General features: G+C 61.3%; 23 protein-coding genes. 6 read left to right on the top strand and 17 right to left on the bottom strand.

All coding sequences use genetic code 11. The annotated features are described in order from the left end of the window. Positions 1-15: 15 nt before the first annotated feature. Positions 16-984 (bottom strand): AraC family transcriptional regulator, encoded by a 969-nt coding sequence (locus tag ACN0SO_RS00115; RefSeq protein ID WP_417673267.1) that lies wholly within the window; start codon positions 982-984, stop codon positions 16-18. 115 nt (positions 985-1,099) lie between these two features. On the opposite strand from ACN0SO_RS00115, the gene dctP reads away from it, so the two are divergent. The 4 genes from dctP to ACN0SO_RS00095 are packed head-to-tail and all read left to right on the top strand — an operon-like array spanning position 1,100 to position 6,222. Then, positions 1,100-2,107, top strand: a complete 1,008-nt coding sequence (gene dctP, locus ACN0SO_RS00110; RefSeq protein ID WP_417673265.1) for a TRAP transporter substrate-binding protein DctP — start codon at positions 1,100-1,102, stop codon at positions 2,105-2,107. Beyond that, positions 2,107-4,125, top strand: a complete 2,019-nt coding sequence (locus tag ACN0SO_RS00105; protein WP_417673263.1) for a TRAP transporter large permease subunit — start codon at positions 2,107-2,109, stop codon at positions 4,123-4,125. Before dctP ends, ACN0SO_RS00105 begins: the two co-directional genes overlap by 1 nt. After that, positions 4,122-5,291, top strand: a complete 1,170-nt coding sequence (locus tag ACN0SO_RS00100; RefSeq protein WP_417673262.1) for a serine hydrolase domain-containing protein — start codon at positions 4,122-4,124, stop codon at positions 5,289-5,291. Before ACN0SO_RS00105 ends, ACN0SO_RS00100 begins: the two co-directional genes overlap by 4 nt. 4 nt (positions 5,292-5,295) lie before the next feature. Next, positions 5,296-6,222 (top strand): 3-hydroxyacyl-CoA dehydrogenase family protein, encoded by a 927-nt coding sequence (locus tag ACN0SO_RS00095; protein ID WP_417673261.1) that lies wholly within the window; start codon positions 5,296-5,298, stop codon positions 6,220-6,222. A 4-nt stretch (positions 6,223-6,226) separates the two neighbouring features. Here the strand turns inward: ACN0SO_RS00095 and ACN0SO_RS00090 are convergent, their stop codons facing one another. The 8 genes from ACN0SO_RS00090 to ACN0SO_RS00055 all read right to left on the bottom strand — a co-directional run bounded on the left by ACN0SO_RS00090 (position 6,227) and on the right by ACN0SO_RS00055 (position 13,839). Further along, positions 6,227-7,195, bottom strand: a complete 969-nt coding sequence (locus ACN0SO_RS00090) for a PDR/VanB family oxidoreductase (RefSeq protein ID WP_417673259.1) — start codon at positions 7,193-7,195, stop codon at positions 6,227-6,229. A gap of 24 nt (positions 7,196-7,219) precedes the next feature. Then, positions 7,220-8,266, bottom strand: a complete 1,047-nt coding sequence (locus ACN0SO_RS00085) for a Rieske 2Fe-2S domain-containing protein (RefSeq protein ID WP_417673257.1) — start codon at positions 8,264-8,266, stop codon at positions 7,220-7,222. A 315-nt stretch (positions 8,267-8,581) separates the two neighbouring features. Then, positions 8,582-9,886 carry a TRAP transporter large permease gene (locus ACN0SO_RS00080; RefSeq protein WP_417673255.1) on the bottom strand — a complete coding sequence of 435 codons (1,305 nt, stop codon included), beginning with the start codon at positions 9,884-9,886 and terminating at the stop codon, positions 8,582-8,584. Further along, positions 9,883-10,377: a TRAP transporter small permease gene (locus ACN0SO_RS00075; RefSeq protein ID WP_417673253.1), complete on the bottom strand. Its 495-nt coding sequence runs from the start codon at positions 10,375-10,377 to the stop codon at positions 9,883-9,885. Before ACN0SO_RS00075 ends, ACN0SO_RS00080 begins: the two co-directional genes overlap by 4 nt. Positions 10,378-10,464: 87 nt before the next feature. Beyond that, positions 10,465-11,586, bottom strand: a complete 1,122-nt coding sequence (locus ACN0SO_RS00070) for a C4-dicarboxylate TRAP transporter substrate-binding protein (RefSeq protein WP_417673251.1) — start codon at positions 11,584-11,586, stop codon at positions 10,465-10,467. A gap of 71 nt (positions 11,587-11,657) precedes the next feature. Continuing rightward, positions 11,658-12,533, bottom strand: coding sequence for an amidohydrolase family protein (locus ACN0SO_RS00065; protein ID WP_417673249.1), 876 nt, complete (start codon positions 12,531-12,533; stop codon positions 11,658-11,660). Further along, a complete protein-coding gene (locus tag ACN0SO_RS00060; RefSeq protein ID WP_417674992.1) occupies positions 12,530-13,042 on the bottom strand; it encodes a MarR family winged helix-turn-helix transcriptional regulator in 513 nt (170 codons plus the stop codon). Before ACN0SO_RS00060 ends, ACN0SO_RS00065 begins: the two co-directional genes overlap by 4 nt. Positions 13,043-13,062: 20 nt before the next feature. Beyond that, complete coding sequence (locus tag ACN0SO_RS00055; RefSeq protein ID WP_417673247.1) at positions 13,063-13,839, bottom strand: crotonase/enoyl-CoA hydratase family protein; 777 nt, start codon at positions 13,837-13,839, stop codon at positions 13,063-13,065. A 155-nt stretch (positions 13,840-13,994) separates the two neighbouring features. Here ACN0SO_RS00055 and ACN0SO_RS00050 point away from each other — a divergent pair, with 155 nt between their 5' ends. Together ACN0SO_RS00050 and ACN0SO_RS00045 are read left to right on the top strand one after the other, a co-directional pair. Continuing rightward, positions 13,995-15,854 carry a feruloyl-CoA synthase gene (locus ACN0SO_RS00050; RefSeq protein WP_417673245.1) on the top strand — a complete coding sequence of 620 codons (1,860 nt, stop codon included), beginning with the start codon at positions 13,995-13,997 and terminating at the stop codon, positions 15,852-15,854. 27 nt (positions 15,855-15,881) lie between these two features. After that, a complete protein-coding gene (locus tag ACN0SO_RS00045; RefSeq protein WP_417673243.1) occupies positions 15,882-16,643 on the top strand; it encodes a 3-hydroxyacyl-CoA dehydrogenase in 762 nt (253 codons plus the stop codon). Between the two features lie 66 nt (positions 16,644-16,709). Here ACN0SO_RS00045 and ACN0SO_RS00040 read toward each other — a convergent pair whose 3' ends face one another. The 8 genes from ACN0SO_RS00040 to ACN0SO_RS00005 form a co-directional block, all read right to left on the bottom strand. Beyond that, the gene (locus ACN0SO_RS00040; RefSeq protein WP_417673241.1) at positions 16,710-17,087 is read right to left on the bottom strand and encodes a hypothetical protein; all 378 of its coding nucleotides are present in this window, start codon (positions 17,085-17,087) and stop codon (positions 16,710-16,712) included. Between the two features lie 86 nt (positions 17,088-17,173). Further along, on the bottom strand, positions 17,174-18,877 hold the full coding sequence (locus ACN0SO_RS00035) for an acyl-CoA dehydrogenase family protein (protein WP_417673239.1): 1,704 nt from the start codon (positions 18,875-18,877) through the stop codon (positions 17,174-17,176). Between the two features lie 385 nt (positions 18,878-19,262). Next, positions 19,263-20,528, bottom strand: coding sequence for a LysR substrate-binding domain-containing protein (locus tag ACN0SO_RS00030; RefSeq protein ID WP_417673237.1), 1,266 nt, complete (start codon positions 20,526-20,528; stop codon positions 19,263-19,265). Positions 20,529-20,564: 36 nt separating this feature from the next. Then, positions 20,565-21,422, bottom strand: coding sequence for a methylenetetrahydrofolate reductase (locus tag ACN0SO_RS00025; RefSeq protein WP_417673235.1), 858 nt, complete (start codon positions 21,420-21,422; stop codon positions 20,565-20,567). A gap of 462 nt (positions 21,423-21,884) precedes the next feature. Next, positions 21,885-22,757 (bottom strand): DUF1932 domain-containing protein, encoded by an 873-nt coding sequence (locus ACN0SO_RS00020; protein WP_417673233.1) that lies wholly within the window; start codon positions 22,755-22,757, stop codon positions 21,885-21,887. After that, complete coding sequence (purU, locus tag ACN0SO_RS00015) at positions 22,757-23,599, bottom strand: formyltetrahydrofolate deformylase (RefSeq protein WP_417673231.1); 843 nt, start codon at positions 23,597-23,599, stop codon at positions 22,757-22,759. Before purU ends, ACN0SO_RS00020 begins: the two co-directional genes overlap by 1 nt. Positions 23,600-23,642: 43 nt before the next feature. Next, positions 23,643-24,698, bottom strand: a complete 1,056-nt coding sequence (locus ACN0SO_RS00010) for a 4-oxalomesaconate tautomerase (protein ID WP_417674990.1) — start codon at positions 24,696-24,698, stop codon at positions 23,643-23,645. A 4-nt stretch (positions 24,699-24,702) separates the two neighbouring features. After that, on the bottom strand, positions 24,703-25,024 hold a 322-nt coding region (locus ACN0SO_RS00005; RefSeq protein ID WP_417673229.1), incomplete at its 5' end, for a 4-carboxy-4-hydroxy-2-oxoadipate aldolase/oxaloacetate decarboxylase.

The raw sequence follows: 25,024 nt of genomic DNA, 5'->3' as shown, positions 1-25,024 counted from the left end.
TCGGCAAATGGCGCGTCAGAGTTTGCTGGGCGGGACGCCGAAAGTGCTTTTGAACTGTTTGGAAAACTCGCTGGAACTGCTGAAACCGCAAGCATAGGCGATTTGCGTCAGGGACCGGTTCGCCGCGTTGTTCTCGATCATCCCGCGCGCTGCACTCAGGCGGCGGCGCTTCAGGCGCTCCATGACGGTCTCGCCGTCCGAGAATGCCTTGTAGAGGTAGCTGCGCGAAATTCCGCAGCCGGCGGCGATTTTCTCCGGGGTCAGGGACATGTCCCGGTAATGCGCGTCCAGAAAGGCGACCACGCGGGCGCGGATGGACTGGATTGCCAGGCTGTCCTCCGACGAGGCGCCGCCGGATACCAAAAAGAAGGCAACGGTATCGAGCATCTGGTTGGTCATGAACTCGACGGAGCGCTCGTCGAGACTGTCCGCGTTTTTCAGAAGTTCTACGATCAGCCTTTGCATCATATGGAAAATCGCGTCCGGCTGGACGATTTCCCGTGACAGGATGTCCGTTTTCCGGCCCACGCGATGCTCGAGTGCGGACAGGGGGATCTTGATGTTGAAGGTCGAATATTCCTCGGCGACCTTGAGCTTCGCGGCCAGGCCGTTGTTCAGCAGATAGGCGTTCTGGGGCACGAGATGCGCGGAAGCATCCGCGATCTGGATGTCGGCGGACCCGGTTTCGGGAAAAGACAGGGAGTAAAACGGCTCCACGTCATTGCCCCGAGAGGGACGCGCCCGCTCGAATTGCTGATTGCCGAAGGCGATCCGGCTGAAGGTGAGCGCGCCGACCTTGCGGCTGTAGAGACTGCCGGTCACCTCCCCTTCCCTTATGGCGCGCAGGTTCACCGCTCCCCAAAGCTGTCCGAATACGGTCCGCCAGTGATCGGCCCTGTGTCTGTCGCTGACGGCGTCCGTGCGCCCGACAAGCGGCAGCAGCCTTGTCCGGGGATCCGGATCCAACTCCGCCAATTCCGTCATGTGTCCTCCCACAGACCTTCGAGTGGACGCTAGCACAAAAGACAGTGTGCTCCAACGCAAGCCCGGCGGAGATGCGGGTCCTAAAGTCGACGATGAGAAAATTCGGGAGGATTGCATGAAACATTCCATTACCTTCGCATTCGCCGCCGGCGTCATCGCCCTGTCGAGCCCGACACACGCGCAGACGACCGAGTGGACGCTGGCCTATCTTCCGGTCAAGGGGACGATCTACGAGGAAGTCGCCCTCGCCATCCCCGAGCGGATCGAGAAGGTCACAGACGGCCGTTTGAAAATCACCGCGAACTCGTCCCTGATGAAGGGCAACCGCTTTTTGGAAGGCGTCCGTGAGGGCCTGGTGGCCATGACCCTGCCGCTGCCGGGCTACTACAGTGGCACGCAACCCCTGTTCACCGTCCCGAGCCTGCCGGGGATCTCGGAAAGCTACGACGATCTGAAAGCGCTCATGGCGTCCGACTACGGCGACAAGGTGCGCGCCATCTATCACGACACCTACAATGCCACCCAACTCATGGGCACCGCCTTCTGTCCGCAGACGCTGTTCTCCACAAAGCCGATCACGACGGTCAAAGACTGGTCCGGCAAGAAGCTGCGCGTGAACAACAGGGGAACCGGTCTGGTTGCGGCCGAACTCGGCGCGATCAGTGTTTCGCTGTCCGCCGGCGAAGTTCTGCCCGCCCTGGAGCGCGGCGTCATTGACGGCGTCATCACCGACAGTTGCTGGGCTTATGGCGCCGGCTTCAGCACGGTGATCTCCAACGCGGCCGACTGGCCGATGGGCAGCGTGGTGCCGACGCCGGTGCTGGTGAACAACGATGCCTGGGCCGCCCTTCCGGAAGACCTCCGGGAAACCGTGGCCGCCGAGTTCCGGAAGATCGAAGCGGAATTCGAAACCCGGTGGCGCGAGCGCGTGGCCGAGATGCCCGCCCTGTGGCGCGAGGCCGGTGTCGACTACATCAATGTCCCCGACGCGGAGATGGCCAAGGTCTATTCCGAAGAGGTTCAGGCGCCGGTGCTGGCCGCGTGGCGCGAGGACATGGCGCGCGCGGACCTTGACGCCGACGCGGTGCTGTCGAGCGCGAAAGCCGCTGTCGGGAGCCGGTGATGGCACTTGCTGAAGGCAAAGTGTCGGGGGCGCATACGCCCCCGACGGTCTCCGGCCTCGTGACCGCCACCTCCCGCGTCCTGGCGCTCTTGGCGGTCTTCGCGATGCTGGCGAGCGTGAACTTCGAGGTGATCGGCCGGAGTTTCTTCGGCCATGCAACGATCTGGGTGACGGAAGTCTCCACCTATCTGGTCGTCGTCATCACCTTCGCCGGCGCAGCATTCGTCGCGGGCCGGGACGCCAATGTGCGGGTTGACCTGCTGCTCAACCGTCTGTCGCCCACCCTTCAGGAAACCGTCTCGAAAGCGCTTGCCTGGATCTCGGTTTTCATCGCACTCGTGGTTCTCTGGAAAGTCACCGGATTCTGGGCCGAAAACTACGAAAGCGGCACCCGAAGCTGGAGCCTTCTCAACACACCTCTCTGGATTCCTCAGCTTTCGGCGGTCGTCGGTCTGACCGGGCTGGTTGTGACCCTCGCCCTGTCTTCGGCTTCCCGTTCCGGTGCCTGGGGCTATGTTCCGGTCGCCGGCGCCTTGCTGTACGTTCTTCTCGACGGGGCCGGCATCATTTCCGGCGGTCTGTCCCCGCACCGATCCGTTCTGCTGCTTGGCGGCCTGACGGTTTTTGCCGCCGCTCTCAGTTCCGGCGTTCGCGCGGCCGCAGCCGCCGCCTTGCTGGCCGCCCCGGCGGTGATCGTGTTCCTGGCGACGAAGGACATGACGCTCGCTTCGAAATCAGCCGGCATGGTCCTTGTCCTGTTCTTCCTTCTGTTTGCCGGTCTGCCGGTGGTCTTCAGCCTGTTTGCAATCGGAATTTTCGCCATGCTGTTCTGGCTTCCGCCGGTCAGCCTCAATTACATCGGCGAGCGGGCATGGGAGGCCGTGAACACCTTTGAACTGGCGGCCATTCCCATGTTCGTCATGATGGGAAGCGTGCTGGTGCGCAGCAACGCCTCCGGCGAAATGTTCGCGGCAACCCGCCTGGGCATGGGCCGCGTCCGGGGCGGGCTCGCCTACGCCTCCATTCTGGCCTCCGGGATATTCGCGGCGGTTTCGGGGTCGAGCCTTGCCACGGCCGCCACGATGGGGCGGGTCGCCGGACCGGAGATGATGTCGGAAGGATACCGCGCGGAACTGGCCTATGGCGTTCTCGCCGCGGGGGGCACGCTGGGCATCCTGATCCCGCCGAGCATTGCCATGATCGTCTATGGTCCGCTGGCCGGCGTGCCGGTGACCGAACTGTTCATGGCAGGCATCGTCCCGGGCCTTTTGATGATCGCAGCCTTCGCCCTGGTTGTGCTGGTCTGGACCATGGTCGACGGCACGGCCGCACCTGCGGGGCAAGGCTATACGGTCCGCCAGAAGCTTGCCGCCTTCAAAGGGGTCATGCCCTTTCTCGTCCTGATGATCCTGGTGCTCGGCTCCCTCTACGCCGGGGTCGCGACCCCGACGGAAGCCGGAGCGGTCGGCGTCCTGGGTGCTTTGGGCATCAGCTTCGTGCGCGGCACCCTGACCTTGCGCGCGTTCATCGGCTCTCTGGAGGAAGCGGCCCTGGCCACATCCTTCCTGCTGATGATTGCTGTCGGATCGTCGGTGATGGGGTTCGCCGTCGACTTTCTGTCCATGCCTCAGGAACTGGTGACCGTCGTCAAGCAGATGAACCTGTCGGATATCGGTCTCTTTGCGGCAATCGTCATTCTGTTCCTGGTGCTCGGCATGTTCGTCGAGCCGATCAGCATGGTGCTGATGACCCTGCCGATCCTCCTGCCGGTGATCACGGCGGCGGGATGGGATCCTCTTTGGTTCGGGATCGTTCTGGTCATGCTTGTCGAGATCGGCCTGATCACGCCTCCCGTCGGCATGATCCTCTATGTCCTGGCCGGCGTGTCGGAGCAGAAGGTCTCTCTGGGCAGGATTTCGATTGGAACCCTGCCGTTTGTCGGAGCGTTTCTGGCCATGGTCTTCCTGTTCTTTGCCGTGCCGGAGTTAATCACCTTCCTGCCGGAGATGCTTAAATGACCGATCGGACAAAGACGCTCTTCGACCGCCGGCCGGTCGAAGACTGGCTGGAGAGCGAGCAGGCGGCCGGCCGGTTGAGCGGCGGTGTCATGGAAATCCGTCAGGCCGGCTCGACCGTTTTCTTCCAAACCTTCGGCACAAAGGACCCCGAAGGAACACCGGTCGCCGCCGACACCGCCTACTGGATCGCCTCCATGACCAAGCCGATCGTTTCGGTGGCGGCGATGAGGCTCGTCGAGCAGGGCCGCCTTCGCTTAAGCGATCCGGTGCGGAGTTTCATTCCGGGCTTCGGCGAAAACGGCGTCCTGAGTGACGACGGCGCGCTTGTCGATGCGGTCAGGCCGCCGCTGATCCAGGATCTCATGACCCACCTTTCCGGCGTCACCTACGGCCAGTTCGGCAATGAAGACATTCATGCCCGCTACATGGAGGCACGGGTCTACGACTTCTTTTCGGACAATGCTCGAATGGCGGCGCGTTTGTCCGAGTTGCCCCTGCTCCATCAACCGGGCACGGTGTTCGAATACGGCATGTCGACGGACCTTCTCGGGCGTGTGATCGAAGTTGTGACCGGTACGGCGCTCGACAGCGCCCTGCGGGATCTCGTGCTCGACCCGCTCGGCATGAACGATACGAGGTTCCTTCCCGACCCGGACAGGATCGCGGCCATTCCTCCCTCCCCGACGCAACGCGCCCTTGCCCCGCCTCTCACGCCCGAGCAGACATGGTTTTCGGGCGGCGGCGGCCTGTGTTCCACGGTGCCCGATTACATGCGTTTTGCCGAGATGCTCCGGCAAGGCGGCGCCCTGGAGGGTGTGCGCCTCCTGCGCTCCGAAACGTTGACCTCCATGCTGCGGGACTACCTTCCAGCGGATGTCGGCTACGGCTCTTATACCGGAGGCCTCGGCATCACCGCGCCCACGCCTGAAAACGGCCTCGGGTTCGGGCTTGGGTTTGCCGTCAGAACCGAGCGACGCAATTATCTCCCCGGCGGTCTGGCCGGCGGTCTGGGAGAATTCCTGTGGCCGGGGGTATCCGGCGCCAATTTCTGGGTGGACCCGGAAAACGATCTGATCGCAGTGTTTCTGACCCATGCCCCGGAACACCGGGGACAACACCGGATCGGCTTCAGAAACGCCGTTTATGCCGGACTGAAACAGGACTGACATGATGCTCTTTAAAAACACCGCCGTTCTGGGAGCCGGCACGATCGGAATGAGCTGGGCCGCGCTCTTCGCGGCGACCGGCCGAGAGGTTGCCGTTTTCGATCCGTCTCCGGACACCGAAGCCCGCGTCCGGTCGCTGATCGAGACTGTTGCGGAAACGCTCGACGCCCTGGGCTTCGATCATCCGGGAGAGACCGGCAAGGTCCGCTTCACCGTCGACGCGGCCGATGCCGTCAAGGGCGCGGACTTTATCCAGGAGAACGTTCCCGAACGGCTGGAGATCAAACACCGGCTCTTTCGCCAGATCGAACCTGCACTGGACGAAAAAGCCATCATCGGCAGTTCGACTTCCGGGCTCAGGCTATCCGAAATGCAGGACGGGTTTGCCGATCCCGGCCGCTTCATTCTCGCCCACCCGTTCAACCCGCCTCACCTCATCCCCCTGGTGGAACTGATGGGGAACGAGCGGACAGCGCCCGGTGTTCTGGACTTGGCCCAGGACTTTTATGAAAGCATGGGAAAGGTCTGCGTCCGCCTCCGCAAGGAGGTTCCCGGACATATCGCCAACCGGCTGCAGGCGGCAATCTGGCGCGAGGCGATCCATCTGGCCGTCGAGGGAGTGGCCAGTGTCGAAGACATCGACAAGGCCGTCGCCTCCGGACCTGGCCTTCGCTGGTCCGCCATGGGACCGAACAGCCTGTTCCATCTGGGGGGCGGCCCCGGCGGCATCCGGGCCTTCTGCGACCACCTCGGCGGGCCAATTCAAGGCTGGTGGGAGGATCTCGGCAAACCGCAACTCACACCGGACGTCATCGACGCCCTGGAAAAGGGTGTCGATGACATGATGCAAGGCACGTCTCTTCAGGATCTCGCGGCCCGGCGAGATCGTCTGATCCTGAATTATCTCCTGGCGAGCGCCCGATCATCGTGACCGATCAGGCGCGGTAGCCGATATCGATAACCGCGCGGCCTTCGGTAAGGCGCGAGACACAGCTGCACATCTTGCGGCTCTCGCGCTTTTCCTCTTCGGAAAAGAAGACGTCGCGATGATCCACATCGGCATCGGCTTCGACAATATCGACGGCGCAGAGGCCGCACTCGCCGCGCTGGCAGTCGTAGATCATCTCGACCCCGGCATCCGTCAGGGCGGCCAGCAGGGTCTTGTCCGGCGGCACGGTCACCGTGATGTTCTTGTTGAGGACGTCGACCTGGAAGGTGTTTTCCGCAAACTTGCCGTTGTCGCCGAAGACCTCGTAGCGCAGACGGCTGACCGGCCGGCCTGAAGCAGCCCAGGCCGCCTTGACGGCTTCGAGCATGCCCAGAGGTCCGCAGACATAAAGCTCGCCGTCTGCAGGAAGTGTGGCGATTTCCCGTTCCAGGTCGACGTGCTGGCCGTCATCGGACCAATAAAGGGACAGGTTGTCTCCCAGGACATCGGACAACTCGTCAACGAAAGGCATCGCCGCACGATTTTTGGCTGCGTAATGCATCGCCACCTTCGCACCCTGCTTCGCCAGCGCCTTCGCCATGCCGTAGATCGGCGTCACGCCGATTCCGCCGGCAAGAAGCAGATATTCGCTTGCCCGCCAGGACAGTTCGAACCGGTTTTCAGGAACCGTGATTTCGACGCCCATACCGGGTTCGAGGGTGAAGATGTACTTCGACCCGCCCCGGCTTTGTTCGTGCAGCTTGACGGCAATCGAAAGCTGGCCCGGACCGGCCGGAAGACAGGTGTAGGTTCTGATCGCCGGCTTGCCGCCGATCGTGACCTTGATGTTGGTGTGCGAGCCCGCGTCGAAGGCAGGCAGACCGCCCTCAATGTCGAAAACCAGCCGGCGCACGTCGCTCGCCACTTTCGTGACCGATGCGACCCTGGCCTTGCGCCATTCAACGAGATTCTTCATTGCTAATCCCTCGTATCCCGCGCCTTACTCGGCTGCGATCCGGACCGCCTGCTCTTCGTCGATCATCCGGTCGATCAGCCTGCGGGCCCACATGGAGCCGGAGTCGATGTTGAGATTGTAGAAGATGTGATCGGGGTTCTCCTCGATCGCCTTCTGCTGGGCTTCCAGCACCGCCTCATCCTCGCGGAACACGCCCGATACGCCTTCGCGAAGCTGATGGGTGCGGGCCTGGTTCTTCAGGTCGTAGTTGCGCGCAAATGCCCAGAAGTAGTGGCAGGTGGTGTCGGTTTCCGGCGTCATGGTGTTGAGCACCCTGCCCTCCACGCCCTTGGACCGGTCGCCTTCCGGCGCTCCGGTGCCGGTCGGCGCGATGCCGACCTCGATGACGATCGTGCTCGGCGCTTCGAAATTGATGATCTGCCAGCGGTCGACATGATCCTTCTGCCCCAGCTGGGAGGCCCAGAACGGGGGCGCCTCGATGTCGACCATCCAGCGGGTCACCTTGGCCGTGCGATCGGTATGGGTGGTCTCGAACGGCGCTTCGGCGACGGCCCGGTTGCCGATGGACGATCCGTGGACGAAGGTTTCGTGGGTCAGGTCCATCAGGTTGTCGACGACGAGGCGGTAGTCGCACTTGGCATGAATGTGCTTGCCGTCGGCCGCCCACTCCGGATCGTCGTTCCAGTGCAGGTCCGGAACCTTGGCCGGATCTGCCAGCGCCGGATTGCCCGGCCAGATCCAGATGAAGCGATGCTTTTCGACGATCGGATAGCTTTTCACGCAGGCCGACGGATTGATGGTTTCCTGGGACGGCATGTATACACAGCGGCCACTGTCGTCATATTCAAGCCCATGATAGGGGCAGATGACATTGTCGCCGTTCAGCTCGCCACCAGACAACGGGACAAGCCTGTGCCAGCAAGCATCGGCAAGAGCAACGGCTTCACCGTTTTCTTTTCTGTATAAAACCAGAGGCTTGTTGCAGATTTTGCGTGAAAGAAGCGAGCGCCCGACTTCGACGTCATAAGCGGCCGCGTACCAGGCATTCAGAGGAAAAGTTTGTCCGGTCATGTCTCACCCTCCTTGCGCAACTCCTCAGCTACGCCTTCATGTATACATTTGGCATCGTGTATACATTTTCACTTAAATGAAATCCAGAGGTTTCCGCTGTTTTTTGTGAGTTTTTCGTCTCATTATGAATACAAATCTCGAGGTCTCGGTTGGACATTCGAACATAAAACAAGCGAAGGCGCGGATCGAACCGATCCGCGCCCTAAAAATTTCCACTTATATTATTGTTATTTCTGGACTTTCCGTTTCAAGCCCACTCCAAGAGACAAGGCAAGACACGCTGCTGCCGTGTATGCATTCTCCTCTAACTCTGCCTCAGTTCATCAGCGACGGCAGGTAGAGGACGAGACCGGGGAACGCGATCACGATGGCCACGACCACCAGATCCATGATCAGGAACGGAATCACGCCCTTGAAGATCTGCATCACCGTGACATACCGGGCCGCAACGTTCTTGATGACGAACACGTTCATCCCGACCGGCGGGGTGATCATTCCGACCTCGAGCAGCTTGACCACCAGGACGCCGAACCAGACAAGGCTGATCGATTCCGCCTTCAGGATCGGCAGAAGCACCGGCAGGGTCACCAGCATGGCACCGAAGGGCTCCATGAACATGCCCAGGATGAAGTAGAGCACAACAATGAGAAGCATCAGCTCCACATAGCTGAGATCCGCTCCGTTCACGGCGGCGGCCAGAAAGCCTGTCAGTCCGGTCAGCCCGAGAAAGCGGGTGAACATGGCCGCGCCGACACCGATGATGAACAGTGATGATGAGGTCATCAGGGTTTCGATCATCGAGGTCTTGAAGAGAGCGAACGTCAGGCGTTTGGTCAGGATCGAGATCAGGATCGATCCAAGCGCGCCGACCGCCCCGGCTTCCGTCGCCGTAAACGTGCCGGAAAACAGGCCGCCGAATACGACCAGCATCAGCACCAGCACGGGCCAGATCTCGAGAACCGCCTTGCGCGTGTCGATGTCGTGGGCATCGAGCGGCCGGGGTGGCGCGATATCCGGCCTCAGCCAGCAGGTCAGCAGCACGACGGCGGAATAGGCGATCGCGGTCAGGATGCCGATGGTGATGCCGCCGACGAAGACCTGGGTCACTGACGTTTCGGCAAAAACGCCATAGACGATCATCAGGATCGACGGCGGGATCAGGGCGCCGATGGTGCCGCCGGCGGCAATGGAGCCGCTGGCGAAACTGGCCGAATAGCCCGACTTGATCATTTCGGGGATCGCGATCCGCCCCATGGCGGCGGCCGTGGCAAGCGACGAGCCGCAGACGGCGGCAAAGCCGGAACAGGCAAAGATCGACGAGATCGCCAGAGCGCCCGGGATCCGGCGCAACACTGCCTTCGCGGCATCGAACAGGCCGCCGGTCAGGCCCGTGTGGAAAGCGATGAAACCCATCAGCAGGAACATCGGCACCGCCGACAGCGTCCAGTTGGACACGAAGGAAAACGGGGTCGAGGACAGGATGCCGATTGCCGGCGTGATGCCCAGCAGCCAGGCAATGCCGCCCACTGGAACGGCGATCAGGGCAAGCGCGACGGGAACCCGGAGCGCGAGCAATACGAACAGGACCAGGACGCCTGCAAAACCGGTTGCGACGCTCATGACCGGCGCTCCTGCTTGGGTACGAATGTTCGGATGGCCGTGGCCAGGGTTGCAAGACCGAAACCGAGCGGCACGAGGAAATAGGCCGGCCACGTGGGAACGCGTACGCTCTGCGCCAGGACGAACGTGCCCGTGTCGAAATTTCTGAGCGCGACCAGCCAGGTCACCCAGGCGAGCGCCCCATAGATGACGGTCGAGATCACGTCGACTGCCCGGTCGGACCAGTAGAGCCCGCGCGGACCCAGGAAGGACTCGATGACCTCGACCTGCACCATGCCGCCACCCCGTTCGACCCAGGCAAGCGGAATGAAAGCAGCCGCAATCATGTAGTAGTGGGTCACGATCTCATAGGTTGCCGGGATTGGCGCGTTGACGGTGTTGCGCAACACGACGTCAGCCACGACATGCAGCATCAGCGTGATGATGGCGAGTGCACCGATCAGTGCAAGCACCGTCAGAAGGCCGTCCTGCACGCGTAAAAGCAGGCGCATCGAGTGATCCTCAGTTACCGGTAAATTTGTCATCCAGACACAGAATACCGGGGACGCATGGTCCCCGGTATCCGACAAGTCTAACGATCAGCCACCGTAGGTGCTGTAATCGATCTTGGACCAGACCTCGTCATAGACGCGCTTGGCCATGGCCTGCGGATCGCTGTTTTCCTCTTCGGCGATGGCCGTCCACTTGTCGACCAGCTTCAGGAAGACCTGGATCTGTTCCGGAGCATCCTGAATACCGAACTCCTTCTGGGAGTATTCGCCGGCTGTCTTGATGTCTGCCTGGATGAAGTCCTTGATCTGCTGAACGAACTCCGGATCCGCTTCGATCAGGTTGATGCCCTTCTTCTTGGCGGCCTCTTCGGCGATCTTGGGCAGTTCGGAACCCCAACGATTGGTGAAGTCGGCGTTCGCCCGGTTGGCCGCACGGGTCATGGCTGCCCGCTCATCGGCCGACAGGCTGTCCCAGGTTGCCTTGGAAACGGTGAAGTTGGAGGTCGACATATACATGCCGATCGGCGCGAAAGTCACGTCCTTGACCACTTCGACCAGACGGAAGGCCAGCATGTCGCCGATGGACGCCATGGTGCCATCGATCGCACCGGCGCTGATGGCCTCGAACTGGTCGAACACGGACATCTGAACCGGGGTCGCACCGAAATGTTCGGCAAGACGGGCCCAGGGTGCCCCGCCGGAGCGCAGACGCAGACCCTTGAGGTCTTCGGCATTGTGGATCGGCTTGGTGGTCAGGAATTCATAGCCGTCCGATGCGCCGGAGCCGAGATAGACCATGCCCAGCTTTTTCATCTCGTCCTGGCACGGCGCGCAGTTGACGATGAATTCGGTCATCGCGGCACCCATGGCCTGCGAATTGGTACCGATCAGGGACAGCTGCCCGGTCACCGACATCATCGGCAGATCCGCCGGGAAATAGAGCGGCAACAGGTTGCCGACCTCGACGACCTGGCTCTGGATGGCGTCCTTCATCTGGAGAAGGTTCACCACTTCCGGACCGATCATCGTGCCGGTCAGGCCGCCGCCGGATTCCTCGGGCAGGTATTTGATAAAGTTTTCGTACATCACGCCATTGGCCGGGTGGGCCGGCGGCGCGGCGGGTGCGACGCGCAATTCGCGGGCATCGGCGATACCGGCGGTCATCGCCAGTGCCGATACAAGCGCGAGGGCTTTCAAAGTCGATTTCATGGCATTCCTCCCAGCAGCTCTCCTCGAGCTGCACCAGTTAAAGATCACAGCCGCTTCACACGGTCTTCTTCCTACATATTCAACAGCCTGCGGGCATTCTCCTTCAGAATGAGAGGACGAACCTCAGGCTTGATTTCCAGTTGTTCGAAGTCCGACAGCCAACGGTCCGGCGTGATCGCCGGCCAGTCCGATCCGAAAAGCATCTTCTTCTTCAGAATCGAGTTGGCGTATTGAACCAGAATCTTCGGGAAATATTTCGGCGACCAGCCGGACAAGTCGATATAGACGTTCGGCTTGTGGGTCGCGACCGACAGTGCCTCCTCCTGCCAGGGGAAGGACGGATGAGCCAGGATGATCGGCATGTCCGGGAAATCCGCGGCGACGTCATCCAGATACATCGGGTTGGAATATTTCAGGCGCATGCCCATCCCGCCGGGCATGCCTGCCCCCACACCGGTCTGGCCGGTATGAAACAACGTGATCGCACCTTCCTCGGCAATCGCCTCGTAGAGCACATAGGCGCTGCGGTCGTTGGGATAGAACCCCTGCATCGTCGGATGGAACTTGAAGCCGCGCACGCCGAATTCACGCACGAGGCGCCGGGCTTCACGCGCGCCAGCCTTGCCTTTTGCCGGATCGATCGAGGCGAACGGGATCATGATGTCGCTGTTTTCAGCGGCGATCTCGGCCACTTCCTCGTTCTTGTAGCGGCGGAAGCCGGTTTCACGCTCCGCATCCACGGGAAAGATCACACAGCCGATCTTGCGCTCGCGGTAATAGGCGGCGGTTTCGGGAACCGTCGGCAGCATGCCCTGTGCGCCGGCCGGGTTCTTGAAATACTTCGCCATGCCGGCCTGGAATTCGTCATACCCGTCGTCGCGCGGGCCGCAGCAGGGCTCCTCGGCGTGGGTGTGAATATCGATGGCTACCAGTTCGTCCAAGTTCATTTTTCTGCGGCCTCCCCTGCCGCGTCGGCCTGCGGCCAGCCGGCCACTTTTCTAAGCAGCCCCAGAAGCTGCGCATGTTCTTCGTCCGAAAGCATCGAAACAGCCTTCCGGTCGGTTTCGCGCATCAGCGGCCCAACCTCCTCGATCAACCTGTGCCCTTTTTCGGTGACGTAGAGTTCCACCGAGCGACGGTCGTTCGGCGGAATTCTCCGCCCGATCAGCTCCATGTCCTCAAGGGAACGCACGAGCTTTGTCATGTTCGACCACTTGATTTTCAGGAAGTCGGCAAGCACGCCCTGGCGCACCCCCGGGTTTTCCGCGATGCCGACGAGAGCGCAGTATTCGGAAATCTTGATGCCCTCGACCGGAAACAGTGCGAAGAAACGTTCGAAAGCGGTCAACTGAGCAATGCGCAACACGAAACCGGCCGCCTGCTCCTGTTCACCAAAGCGCAACGTATCAGGCCCCGCTTCGGCGGCAAGATCGTCCTGGTCGGTTGTCTCAAGCATGCTCACGGCACTTGCCTCTCTTACTCGGCCGCCGGAATATCCAGACGCTTGGCCCGCTTCTCGAGGAAAGCCCTCAAGCGCTCCTGCGCTTCCGGAGTCGTTTGCGTCATCGATGCGACCATGGATTCAAAGAACAGGCCTTCATCGTAACCGCTGTCATGAATGCGCTGAAGGGCGTTGACCACCAGATAATTGGTCAACGGCGCGTTGGTGGCGATTCTTTGGGCCAGTTCCAGCGCCTTGTCGAAGGCCTTGCCGGGCTCGGCGATATAGTTGACAACCGAACAGCGCTCGGCTTCCTCCACGGACAGAACCCGCCCGGTCAGCATCAGGTCCATCATGCGGGACACGCCCATCAGACGGGTGATATTCACCGATCCGCTGCCGCCGACGAATATGCCGCGCTGGCCTTCGGGCAGGGCGAAATAGGTTTCCGGATCGGCTACGCGGATGTGGGTATTGGAGGCAAGCTCGAGGCCGCCACCGACCACGGCGCCGTGCAGAGCCGATACGAACGGGATCTGGCCGTGCTGAATGCGGGAAAACACCGCATGCCAGGCCCGAGATCCCGCAACGCCTTCCATGACGGTTTTTTCGGAGTGCTCCGCCAGATCGAGGCCGGCGCAAAAGTGCTTGCCATTTCCACAGATCACCGCAGACTTGGCTTCGCTGTTGGCGCGGTCCACAGCCACCGCAAGGTCAGCCACCATGGCATCGCTCATGGCGTTGCGCTTGTCCGGACGGTTGAGCCGCAGAATCGCGACATCGCCTTGCAGCTCGTATTCCACAAACGCCATTCGTCTGGCTCCTCCCGGCAAATGTTTATTTTGTTTCGTTTGACACTGTTTATTTTTGAACTATTAGATACTGAACAGATTGGAGCGCTGCCCGTCAAGTGAAAAATGACGGACAGATCCAAACGAAAAGGCAGGCTGGAACCGGGAGGAGAGCCATGCAGAATTCAGGCGTCGAAGCCAAGCGAACGTCAAACGCGCCCATGCGCCCGATCAAGGTGTGGAACCCAGAGCTGGACATCCGGGTCACCGATGACGGGGTGATGTATATCGAGCAGACGAAGCCGCTTCCCCCCTATCCGGACAGGATTACCGAGCCTCTGCTTGCCTATGCCGAACGTCATCCGGAAAAAACGCTCTTCGCCCAGCGCGACGAGGACGATAACTGGCGCCACATGACCTACGCGGATGCGGTTGCAAAGATCCGGGCGCTCGGCCAGTTTCTCCTCGATGCCGGCCTTTCGGCGGAACGGCCTCTTGCGATCCTGTCGGGCAACGATATCGAACATGCCCTGCTGACGCTCGCCGCCATTCACGTCGGTATTCCGTCTGCCGCCATTTCCCCCGCCTATTCGCTGGTTTCCCAGGATTTTGCCCGGCTGAAGGAGGTTTTCGCCACCATCAATCCGGGCATGATCTATGCCGCGGACGAACAGCCGTTCGCCAAGGCGATCGCGGCCGTCGTCACGGCGGATACAAGGACGATCTTCGGCAAGAACGCCCCCTCCGAAGCGCAGGATTTCGCGACGGCTCTTGAAACCGAACCGACGGCAGCCGTCGATGCGGCCTTTGCAAAGGTCACGCCGGAGACGGTCGCGAAATTCCTGTTCACGTCCGGATCCACCGGCAGCCCGAAAGCCGTGATCAACACGCACCGCATGATCTGCTCCAACCAGATCATGGCGCGGGAAGCTTTCGCCTATTTCAAGGACGAACCGCCGATTCTCCTGTCCTGGGCGCCTTGGCACCACACGGCCGCCGGCAACAAGGAATTCTTCATTCCCATTTTCAACGGCGGCACCTTCTATATCGACGACGGCAATCCGACCCCGAAGGGCATCGAAAAGACCGTCCGGAACCTCAAGGACGTGTCGACGACCTGGTACTTCAACGTGCCGAAGGGCTACGAAGCGCTGATCCCTCACCTGGAAAGGGACGAGCAGCTTCGCAACACCTTCTTCAAGGACCTGAAGATGCTGTGGTACGCAGGCGCCGCCATGGCCCAGCATACCTGGGACGATCTGGAACGGCTTTCCGCGCAGACCCTCGGTCAGAAGGTCCTGCTCGCGACCGGCCTCGGCGCCACCGAGACCGCACCGGGCTGCCTGTTTTGTACCTGGCCGGTCACGACAGCCGGCAACGTCGGCCTGCCCTGTTACGGCGTCCAGCTCAAGCTGGTTCCGCTCGACGGCAAGCTGGATGCGCGGGTCAAGGGCCCGAACATCACGCCGGGCTACTGGAATGCACCGGAGCTGACGGAGAAAGCCTTTGACGAGGAAGGCTATTATTGCTTCGGAGACGCCCTGCGCCTTGCCGACCCGGACGATGTCAGCGCAGGTTTCTTCTTCGACGGCCGGACCGCGGAGAATTTCAAGCTGGACACCGGCACGTGGGTGTCGACCGGCGCGCTGCGCACCGGCTTCATCAATCACTTCGGCCCGCTCATCAAGGACATTGCCATTGCCGGCGCGGACCAGCCCTATCTCTCCGCGCTGGTGTTTCCGAATTTCGAGGAACTGCATCGCATCAGCGGTCTGGGATCGGACGCCCTGCCCCATGTCCTGTTCACCCATCCGGCGGTGGTCGCCGAATTCCAGGAGAAGCTGAGATCGCTGGCCAAGACGGCCACCGGTTCGTCGACGCTGATCCGCAAAATCGTGCTGATGTATCCGCCGCTGTCGCTCGACGCAGGCGAAGTTACGGACAAGGGCTCGGTGAACCAGCGCAAGGTTCTGCAACTGCGCGCGAACACCGTCGAGGCCATCTATAACGACACCGCCGAAACGATCTCGATCTGAACGAGCGCCCTCAAAAGGACAGTCATCATGAAAATCGAAAACGCAGTCGCCGTCGTCACCGGCGGCGGGTCCGGCCTCGGTGCTGCAACCGCCCGTGAACTTGCGAAAAAGGGTGCCCGTGTTGCCCTGCTCGACATCGGCATCGACCAGGCCAGGCAGGTCGCGGACGAAATCGGCGGCATTGCCGTGAAGTGCGACGTTACCAGCGAGGCGGATGTTACCGCCGCTCTCGATGCCGTCGAGAACGCCCTAGGCGTGCCGCGTATCCTGGTCAACTGCGCCGGTATCGGCGGCGCCCGCCGGGTGGTCTCCAAGGACGGTCCCCATCCGCTGGACATGTTCAAGAAGATCATCGAGGTCAACCTGATCGGCACCTTCAACGTCACCCGGTTGGTCGCCGACCGGACCCAGAAGCTGGAACCGCTGGAAGGTGACGAACGCGGGATCGTGATCAACACCGCGTCCTGCGCCGCTTTCGAAGGTCAGATCGGCCAGTGTGCCTATTCGGCCTCCAAGGGCGGCATCGCAGCCATGACCCTGCCGATCGCCCGCGACCTGTCGCGTGCCGGTATCCGGGTAATGACCATCGCGCCGGGCATCTTCTACACGCCGATGCTGGGCGAGCTGCCGGAAGAAACCCGCACCTCGCTCGGTGCGCAGGTGCCCTTCCCGTCACGGCTTGGCGATCCCGCCGAATACGCCTCGCTTGCCTGCCACATCGTGGAAAACCAGTTCCTCAACGGCGAAACCATCCGCCTCGACGGCGCCATCCGCATGGCGCCGCGGTAAACGGTTCACTCTTCCTCCCGGAAGACTGCACGACAACCGCCCGGAGCCCGCTCCGGGCGGTTGTTTTTATGTGAGCGAAGCCTCTTCGACATCCTCAGAGAAGCGACCGCGCCTCAGGAAGACCTGCAAAGCCTCACCGGCGTATCTTTCCAGTGCCTGCCATTCGGCAGACGCCTTGAAAATGTCAACGTCGAAGAAATCGTCCGGCGTTGCTTTGCTGACCTGGTCCAACAGGCACCTAAACCGACTAACGGCACCTCGCTCCGCTTCACTAAAGACATCCGGACAATCGTCGAAATTGCTCGGCACTAAAAAGTCGGTCGTATTAATGATCCAGAATGCACCGTGTTTCGCCACGTCCTCGAGGCAGGAATCCATTTCCAATGTCTCGATGACACGGTTTCGAATGCGTTGGAATAATAACTGCCGGCTGATCTGTTCCATGGAAGCGAGGATACAAGCGCCGCCCGTTCCAAGGAAGACTATCCACCATGGTAACCGCCTTCGACGCAAGCACGGGATCAGATACCTCAGATTTCCTCGCGGAACGCCTCGAAGCAATCGGCCGGGATCCGGGTCCGGGCAATGGATTCGCTGATGGCGATATCGGCTTCGCGGATCCGCAGCCGGCCGGCCGCGGCCAGTTGGGCATTGTCATCGGCAACGGTGATCAGGCGCAGGCCCATCCAGGCCGAAATGACCGACCACGCGGCATTCAGGAAGGCATCGGCGCCGTATTCGGCCTTTACCCGCTCCCCCTGCTGATTTGCGAGATCTTCCGCGAGCTCCAGGAAGCGTTTCAGAACACCTTCCGTCTGAGCGGCGTAGTCGCCATGGGCAGCTTCAGCACCGGCGATATCGGCACGCATGCGCCCGGCCAGGATCTGCAGGCCCTTGCCTTGGTCTTTCCACAGACGCCTGTAGAGCAGATCCAGCGCCTGCATGCCGGTGGTGCCTTCGTAGATGGTCAGGATGCGGGCATCGCGCAGATGCTGCTCGACCGGCCATTCGCGGGTATAGCCCGCGCCACCGAAGATCTGGATCGCCCGGCTTGCGGCGTCGAAGCCGGTAAAACCGCCGAAATTCTTGGCAATCGGCAGCAGGAAGGCCGCCAGATCGGCATTTTCGGCACGCACGGCGGCATCCGGATGCTTGGCCGACAGATCGAGGACGGCCCCCAGTTCCAAGAGGAAGGCCTGCAGGCAATAGCTGCGGCTTGCCATTTCGGCGAGCTGGCGCTGGACATCGGCATGTCGGTTGATCGGCACCGGCGGCTCGGCAGGCGCCCCGCCCTGCTTGCGCTCGGCCGCATAGCCAAGAGCCAGATCGAGCGAGGCCAGCGCAAGCCCCGCCCCCTGGCACCCGGTCAGGATCCGCATACGCTCGATCATGGCAAAGAGCTGCGGCAGGCCGTTGTTCGGCTTGCCGATCAGGATGGCTTCGGCCTCTTCGAAGCGCATGACGCAGGTCGGCGAGCCGTGCAGGCCGAGCTTTTCCTCAAGCCGTTCCGCGGTGACGCCGTTGGGCGCGCCGTCATCGGTCGTGTTCGGGACGAGGAACAGGCTCAGGCCCCGCGTGCCGCTCGCCGCATCGCCGGTACGCGCAAGGAGCATGTGGCCGATGCGCGGGGTCATGTCGTGATCGCCGTAGGAGATCCAGCACTTGTTGCCCGTGACCCGCCACGCCCCGTCCGCACCCTGCTCCGCCCTGGTACGGACGCGGCCCAGATCCGAACCGGCATCGGGTTCGGAAATGCAGATGGTCGCCGACCATTCGCCCGTGAGCAGCTTTTCCGACCACAGGCTGCGATGGGGTTCTTCCGCATGCGCATCGAGAACGAAGACGGCCGACCGGGTCGCTCCGCCAAGCATGCCAAACCCGATGGCAGCCCGGTCGAAGAGCATCTGGCAGGCCGCCTGCAGGGCGAGCGGCAGGCCCTGGCCGCCGAGGTCTTCCGGCGCGTCGATGCCAAGCCAGCCGTCGCCGGTAAAGCCCGCCCACGCCGCATGATAGGCTTCGGGGACCTTGACCCGTCCGTTTTCGATACGACACCCGGCCGCATCGGCCGGTCCATTCAGCGGCAGGAGGAGATTTTCCGAGATGTCGGCAGCGGCCAGAACCACCTGACGGGACAGATCTTCGTCCAGACCCTCGGCCAGTTCGCAGACCCGATGCCAGGTCGGACTTGCATCCAGAAGGCGAAGGCTCAGGTTGACCTGTTCAGAAAATCCCATTTCAATCCTCATTCGTACGGACGAACGGCGTCACCGCCGTCATCAACCCGCTTTCTCAAGCGTCTGCTATCCGGTTTTGGCTGAATTATTCCACGTGGTCGGCAACCGGACCTCTACGGCCGGAAATGCCAACGCTCCGTCGCAGGTGGAATTGCGGCTCCCGATCCGCAGTCCTCCCCCGCATGCCTCACCAACGCTCCATCCCGGGGCTTCATTTTTCATTCAAAATGATACTGTTTATTTTTGAACTATTTTATAATGAACAGATTGACCGGCGTTGCGTCAAGTGGAAATTCAAACACCATTGCGAGAGTTGCACAGCACCGATGCCGGGCCGTTCCTGTCCGGCTGAATTCTGCATATCGCCAAACGACGAAAGGGCTTGTCAGGCCTTGCCGGCCTTCAGGGAGAGTACCTTCCGGGAGGCATCCGGGGACAGGTCCGGGTCGCCGGTCGCGGCCGCCTGGTGCAGTTCGCGAATGAACTCGCTCTGCAGCATGGTCGGAAGCCAGTGCTTCCGGGTGGTGATACCGATCATGTGGCCAGAATCGCCCGTATCGAAATCCAGAATACCCAGAATACCAGCCCGGATTTCATAAGCCGCCTGATGATCCGAAAGCAGGGCAAGGTGATCGGTATTCATCAGAATACCCCGTGCCGCGACCAGGGAACCGGTCTCGACGCTGCAGACAACCGGCTTGTCCTCGGGGAACCGGGCCGCGAGCTTCTGAAACAGGGCGCGCGACGGTGTTTCCCGGCGGGCGGCGATCCAGGGGTAATCCGCCAGATCGCTCAGGGTGAGGTTTCGCTTTCCGGCAAGCGGATGGCCCGCTCTGGCGACGACCGACAACCGGTATGTAAAGAGTTCGTTCTGGACCAGGCTCGCGGAGGTAAAATCCCTGCGCATGGCTCCGACAAGGATGTCGAGACGGCCCATTTCCAGATCGTGCAGCATGTCGTCATAGGGCCCCTCAGCGATGGAAAACCGGGCCTTGGGATGACGGGCGGCGATTTGGGTAATCGCGTCGGGAACCAGGCTGGTACGGGAGAACGGCAGCGCGCCGATCAGGACCTCGCCCTCGTAGCTGCCGCGCAGCTCGCGCACGTCGGCGGCGGCACTTTCGAATTCGTTCAGCGCAAGACGTGCCCATCGCGCCACCGCCATGCCGGTATTCGACAGATGAATGCTGCGACCGGCGCCTTCGAACAGCGACTGCTGCAAGCTCGCCTCGATGCTGCGCGCCATCTTGTGCACGGCGGGTTGGGACTGTTGCAGCACGCGGGCTGCGGAACTGAAACTGCCACCTTCCGCGAAGGCCGAAATCGCCCTGAGCTGGGGAGTGCTGAGCAGGTTTTCTGTGCCCGCTTCGGCACTGCCGGCACTCGGATGACGAAGCCGTGCGCACCCGCCCCGGATCAGGTCGAGGGCGCGTTGGGTCCGTGCAGCCACGATCCGCCCCGCTTCCGTTGCGGTCGGCCGGCCGTCCGTCATGTCGAACAGTGCCGCGCCGAATATATCTTCCAGCCGCGCAAGCGCCTGGGAGGCAGCGGGCTGGGAAACGCCGATCATTTCGGCGGCCCGCGTTACCGATCCGAGTGAAAGACAGGCGCAAAAGAGCCGCGCATGCCTGAGGTTTGGATAGGTCTTCACCTCAGCGACGCTCCGCGCCTTCCTTCAACGCCACCTTCAGGCGGCGCCGGCCTGGCGCATGCTTTCGTTCTGCCTGTCTGCCCATTCAACACAAGCCTTGATCCCGCCAAGCGGGAAGAGATGAACCTGTTGAATTGTGGTGTCCGGCGTCGCGGCCACATGGGACGCAATCGCGGACACGACGTCTGTCGGTTCATATGGCATCAAAAGCTTGGTGACGTCCATGGCCCGCTTCTTGAGGACCTTGATCGACGGACCGACACCACAGGCAATCGCGTATTTGATGAGCGTTTGCAATTTGGCCGGCCCGGAAATTCCGACGTGAATGGGCAGATCAACGCCCATCTTCTTCAGCCGTTCAGACCATTCGAAAACCGGCTTCGCATCGAAGAAGAACTGGGTCGCGATCGCCATCTCGGCATCGGTCCGATCGGAGAACGACTGCTTCCACAAAAGCGCTTCGTCCACGCGCCGGCTTGTGCCGTCCTTGTCGATATCCGGATTGCCCTCCGGGTGACCGGCGATGTGGATCCGCTTGAAACCGTATTTGTCGAACAGGCCGGTCTCGAGCATCTGCATGGTGTTGTCGTAAGCGCCCACGGGACGGGTGACGCCGCCGCCAATCAGAAGGGCCTGGTCAACACCGGCCTCGTCGCGATAACGAGCCAGGGAGGTCTCGAATTCGGCGGCATCCTTGATCAGGCGCGCCGGGAAATGCGGCATGACGTCGAAGCCCTCGCCGCGAATCCGGCGGGCCGTCTGGATCATGTCCTCAAAGTCCGTGCCTTCGACGTTCGCGATATAGACGCGCGTCCCAACCGGCAGCAGCGCCTTGAAACTTTCGATTTTCGCAGCCGTGCGCGGAAGCACCTCCAGGGAGTAGCCCTGAAGCATCCCTCCAACCGTTGCTCCGTTCGCTCTCAAAAACGCGCTACGACCCATAACGTTTTGACCATCCATGACAGACATCCATGCTACCTCTCTCCGACAAAATGTATACACGAGTCTAACGCAGATAAAAAGCTATTTTGCCACAACAGGGTAATTCGGCACTTTTTCGATAATTCGCGACTCTGGATAATATTTAATGAATACATTTTCGATCTCGGCGGGCATATTGGAACCGTTCCGACAGCTTGGAGGAAACGACGTCTCTCTCCCCTCGCAAGATCGCCTTGAAGTCTGACGCGTTCAGGACGGCCTGACTGGCTCCAAAACGTCAAAAATTATCGGAAAATGTTCATGTGCCCGGTCAAGCCGCCGTTCGGCAGGCGTTCGAGAAGCCGTCAGCTATCCGGACACCACCGGCTTCGGACCGGCCCGGAGGCCGTTCAGAAAAACGGGGCGTCGCACAGCTCAGGATTTCAGCCGAGCAGCGAGAGCGCGGTCAACGAGCTCTTCCACGGAGTCCCTGTTCAGATCGCTTAGATCGATCCCGCCCATGAGATCCTGGGTCTCAGCGATCTGGTCGACCAGATCGCCATTCAGGCCAAGCGCCCTGACGGTCGCAGCGCTTTCGCGCATTTCCGCCGCCCGCCGCTTGCCATGCTGCATGGTCCGCTCGAACTCGTATGCGGCGAACTCCGGCCACCCAAGGCCGGAAAAGCTCTTTGCCAGAGAAGTCGAAATCTCTTCGAAACACCCCGAAGCCCTGGCCGCAAGCAGGGCCTCGACGGTAATCGCCTCAAGACCCTTGACGAAGACGGAGCGCACCATCTTGATTGCGGTTGCCTGCCCCGGCTCGTCTCCCATATTGCGGAAATCGAATTCAAGGCGTTCCAGCACCGGAATAACCTTTTCCACGATACTGCCGGCAATCAGCACCGGCGTCCGATGTCCCCGCGGATGGACCGGCGCCATCACGGCCATGTCCAGATAGGCAGCTTCACGGGCCTCGACGAGCGAAGCGCTTTCGCGCTTGCGGCCCGGCGAGACCGAATTGATATCGATGACCACCTGTCCCTGGACGATATGATCCTGAATGCCGCGCAATGCGAGGAAGCTCTGGTCCGCCGTCACAGCGCTGACGATCCAGTCGGCTTCGCTGAAGCCCGCCGGTTCGGCAATGGTAACGCCGCGCGTTTCCATTGCCGTTTTCATATCCTGTGCAGTCGTTGGATCCTGGAGTTTGATATCCCATGCCATGAAGCGCAGATTAGGATCCTGAACGACCAGGGTCTCCTGAAACGCGCGGGCGGCTTCGCCAAACCCCAGAAATCCAATCAACATCAGGCAAATACCACCGTTTTGGTACCGTTCAGCATGACCCGGTCCTGCAGATGCAGGCTGACCGCATGTGCCAGCACCGAGCGTTCGACATCGCGCCCCTTGCGGACCATGTCTTCCGGCGTGTCGCGATGGGTCACGTGCTCCACGCCCTGGGCAATAATGGGCCCCTCGTCGAGATCCTTGGTGACGTAATGGGCCGTGGCTCCGATCATCTTCACACCGCGCTCATGCGCCTGGTGATAAGGCTTTGCTCCCTTGAAGCCCGGCAGGAACGAGTGGTGAATGTTGATGCAGCGGCCTTCCAGGAAAGCGGAGAAATCATTGGACAGGATCTGCATGTAGCGCGCCAGCACGATCAGTTCCGCGCCGGTTTCATCGATGATTGCCTTGATCCGCGCTTCCTGCTGCGGCTTGGTATCCTTGGTAATCGGCAGATGATGGAAGGGCAGGCCTTCGTGCAGGGTCAGGTTCAGCGCATCGCTCGGATGGTTGGACACCACCCCGACGCACTCCATGTTGATTTCGCCGATACGCATCCGGTAAAGCAGATCGCCCAGGCAGTGATCGAATTTCGAGACCAGGATCAGAACCTTCCGCTTCTGGTCCGCCGGCCTCAAAGTCCACTCGAAGCCGAATTTGCCGACATGCCTGGAAAAGGAATCCATGAAGCCGTCGATCGGCTTTTCCATCGCAAATGCGATACGCATGAAAAACATACCGGTCTGCGGGTCGTCGAACTGCTGTGCTTCGGTGATGTCGCCACCGCTATTGGTCAGCTCCGTTGCCACGGCTGCCACGATTCCGGGCCGGTTCTTGCACTTGACCGTCAAAATCCAATTCATGTCGGTTACTTCCATGTTCAAGGAATTTCAAATTCAGCGAATTTCAGAAAACCTGTCCGTCAAACAGCTTCCGTGCCGTTCTGAGAACGCCAGCTTTTTGAACGGAACCGTCGTCGCCGACCGTTGCCAGCACGGTGAACTCACCCGTCGGATGTTCGATCGAAAGCGCTCGCTCCTTACCCGCGCCCTTTTCGGCGATTTCCGCGGCCGGTCCCTTTGACAGCAGGCACGCGGTCGCCACGCTGACGGCACCGAGCACGCCAATGGCCTTGTGACAGCGATGGGGTATGAACGTGCGCGTCGAAATCGCACCTCCGTGTCTTGCCGGGCTGACCATCGTCATCTTGGGAACGGACTTTTCCGTCACATCGCCCAGGTTCATCATCGGCCCCACCTTCAGGCGGATCGCCTCGAGGCGTTTTTTCAACTCGCCATCGGCTTCGAGATCTTCCGGGCTCTCTTCGCCGGAGATGCCCATATCGGCCGCCCTGAGGACCACGCAGGGCATGCCGTTGTCGATCAGGGTCACCTCGACGCCTTCGACGACGTCGACTTCATTGCCGGTCGGCAAAAGCGCGCCGCAACTGGAGCCGGCGGTGTCTTCAAACACGGTCGGGACCGGTGCGGAGGTTCCAGGCACGCCGTCAATGCGAGCCTCGCCCAGATAGGTCACCTTGCCGCCCGGCGTCTCGACCGTCGCCGTTGCGATCTGGCCGGTGTTTTCCATGAAAATGCGGACGTCGGTCTGCCCGTCCTTCGCGGCAACCAGGCCGCGTTCGATCGCGAAGGGACCGACACCGGCCAGGATGTTGCCGCAGTTCTGGCCGTCGGTGACGATCGCCTGGTCGACGAACACCTGCAGGAACAGATAGTCGACATCGACGCCGGGACGCTCCGACTTCCGAACAACCGCCACCTTGGAGGTCAGCGGGTCGGCGCCACCCATGCCATCGATCTGGCGCGGGTCCGGAGATCCCATGACATGCAGGAGAACCGCGTCGCGGGAAGCTTCCTCGGCAGGCAGGTCGTCGGCGAGGAAATAGCCCCCCTTCGATGTGCCGCCGCGCATCCACATGCACCGGACGCCTTCAGTACAAATCGGCTCAGACATACTTCAACCCTTTGTCAGTGAGGCGGCCGCGCATGTTGTAGATGTCGAGGCCGAGTTCGCCGGCGGCGAGCCGCTTGCGCTTGTCCTCTTCCGCCGCCTCGCGGGCGCGGGCCTTTTCCAGCACGGCTTCGGCCTCCTCGCGGCGGACCACGCAGACCCCGTCATCGTCGGCGATGACGATGTCGCCCGGGTTCACCAGCTGGTTGGCGCAGACCACCGGCACGTTCACCGAGCCGAGCGTCTCCTTCACCGTGCCTTGCGCGAACACCGCCTTCGACCACACCGGAAAGCCCATCTCCGTCAGGTCGCGCACA

Source organism: Roseibium sp., from assembly GCF_048260565.1.
GTDB lineage: Bacteria > Pseudomonadota > Alphaproteobacteria > Rhizobiales > Stappiaceae > Roseibium.
This window is presented reverse-complemented; position numbering and strand designations above follow the sequence as displayed.

Coding starts and splice junctions, on each gene's coding strand:
- ACN0SO_RS00115 (WP_417673267.1), bottom strand. CDS start 984: ATGACGGAATTGGCGGAGTTGGATCCGGATCCCCGGACAAGGCTGCTG.
- dctP (WP_417673265.1), top strand. CDS start 1,100: ATGAAACATTCCATTACCTTCGCATTCGCCGCCGGCGTCATCGCCCTG.
- ACN0SO_RS00105 (WP_417673263.1), top strand. CDS start 2,107: ATGGCACTTGCTGAAGGCAAAGTGTCGGGGGCGCATACGCCCCCGACG.
- ACN0SO_RS00100 (WP_417673262.1), top strand. CDS start 4,122: ATGACCGATCGGACAAAGACGCTCTTCGACCGCCGGCCGGTCGAAGAC.
- ACN0SO_RS00095 (WP_417673261.1), top strand. CDS start 5,296: ATGCTCTTTAAAAACACCGCCGTTCTGGGAGCCGGCACGATCGGAATG.
- ACN0SO_RS00090 (WP_417673259.1), bottom strand. CDS start 7,195: ATGAAGAATCTCGTTGAATGGCGCAAGGCCAGGGTCGCATCGGTCACG.
- ACN0SO_RS00085 (WP_417673257.1), bottom strand. CDS start 8,266: ATGACCGGACAAACTTTTCCTCTGAATGCCTGGTACGCGGCCGCTTAT.
- ACN0SO_RS00080 (WP_417673255.1), bottom strand. CDS start 9,886: ATGAGCGTCGCAACCGGTTTTGCAGGCGTCCTGGTCCTGTTCGTATTG.
- ACN0SO_RS00075 (WP_417673253.1), bottom strand. CDS start 10,377: ATGCGCCTGCTTTTACGCGTGCAGGACGGCCTTCTGACGGTGCTTGCA.
- ACN0SO_RS00070 (WP_417673251.1), bottom strand. CDS start 11,586: ATGAAATCGACTTTGAAAGCCCTCGCGCTTGTATCGGCACTGGCGATG.
- ACN0SO_RS00065 (WP_417673249.1), bottom strand. CDS start 12,533: ATGAACTTGGACGAACTGGTAGCCATCGATATTCACACCCACGCCGAG.
- ACN0SO_RS00060 (WP_417674992.1), bottom strand. CDS start 13,042: ATGCTTGAGACAACCGACCAGGACGATCTTGCCGCCGAAGCGGGGCCT.
- ACN0SO_RS00055 (WP_417673247.1), bottom strand. CDS start 13,839: ATGGCGTTTGTGGAATACGAGCTGCAAGGCGATGTCGCGATTCTGCGG.
- ACN0SO_RS00050 (WP_417673245.1), top strand. CDS start 13,995: ATGCAGAATTCAGGCGTCGAAGCCAAGCGAACGTCAAACGCGCCCATG.
- ACN0SO_RS00045 (WP_417673243.1), top strand. CDS start 15,882: ATGAAAATCGAAAACGCAGTCGCCGTCGTCACCGGCGGCGGGTCCGGC.
- ACN0SO_RS00040 (WP_417673241.1), bottom strand. CDS start 17,087: ATGGAACAGATCAGCCGGCAGTTATTATTCCAACGCATTCGAAACCGT.
- ACN0SO_RS00035 (WP_417673239.1), bottom strand. CDS start 18,877: ATGGGATTTTCTGAACAGGTCAACCTGAGCCTTCGCCTTCTGGATGCA.
- ACN0SO_RS00025 (WP_417673235.1), bottom strand. CDS start 21,422: ATGCTTCAGGGCTACTCCCTGGAGGTGCTTCCGCGCACGGCTGCGAAA.
- ACN0SO_RS00020 (WP_417673233.1), bottom strand. CDS start 22,757: ATGTTGATTGGATTTCTGGGGTTTGGCGAAGCCGCCCGCGCGTTTCAG.
- purU (WP_417673231.1), bottom strand. CDS start 23,599: ATGAATTGGATTTTGACGGTCAAGTGCAAGAACCGGCCCGGAATCGTG.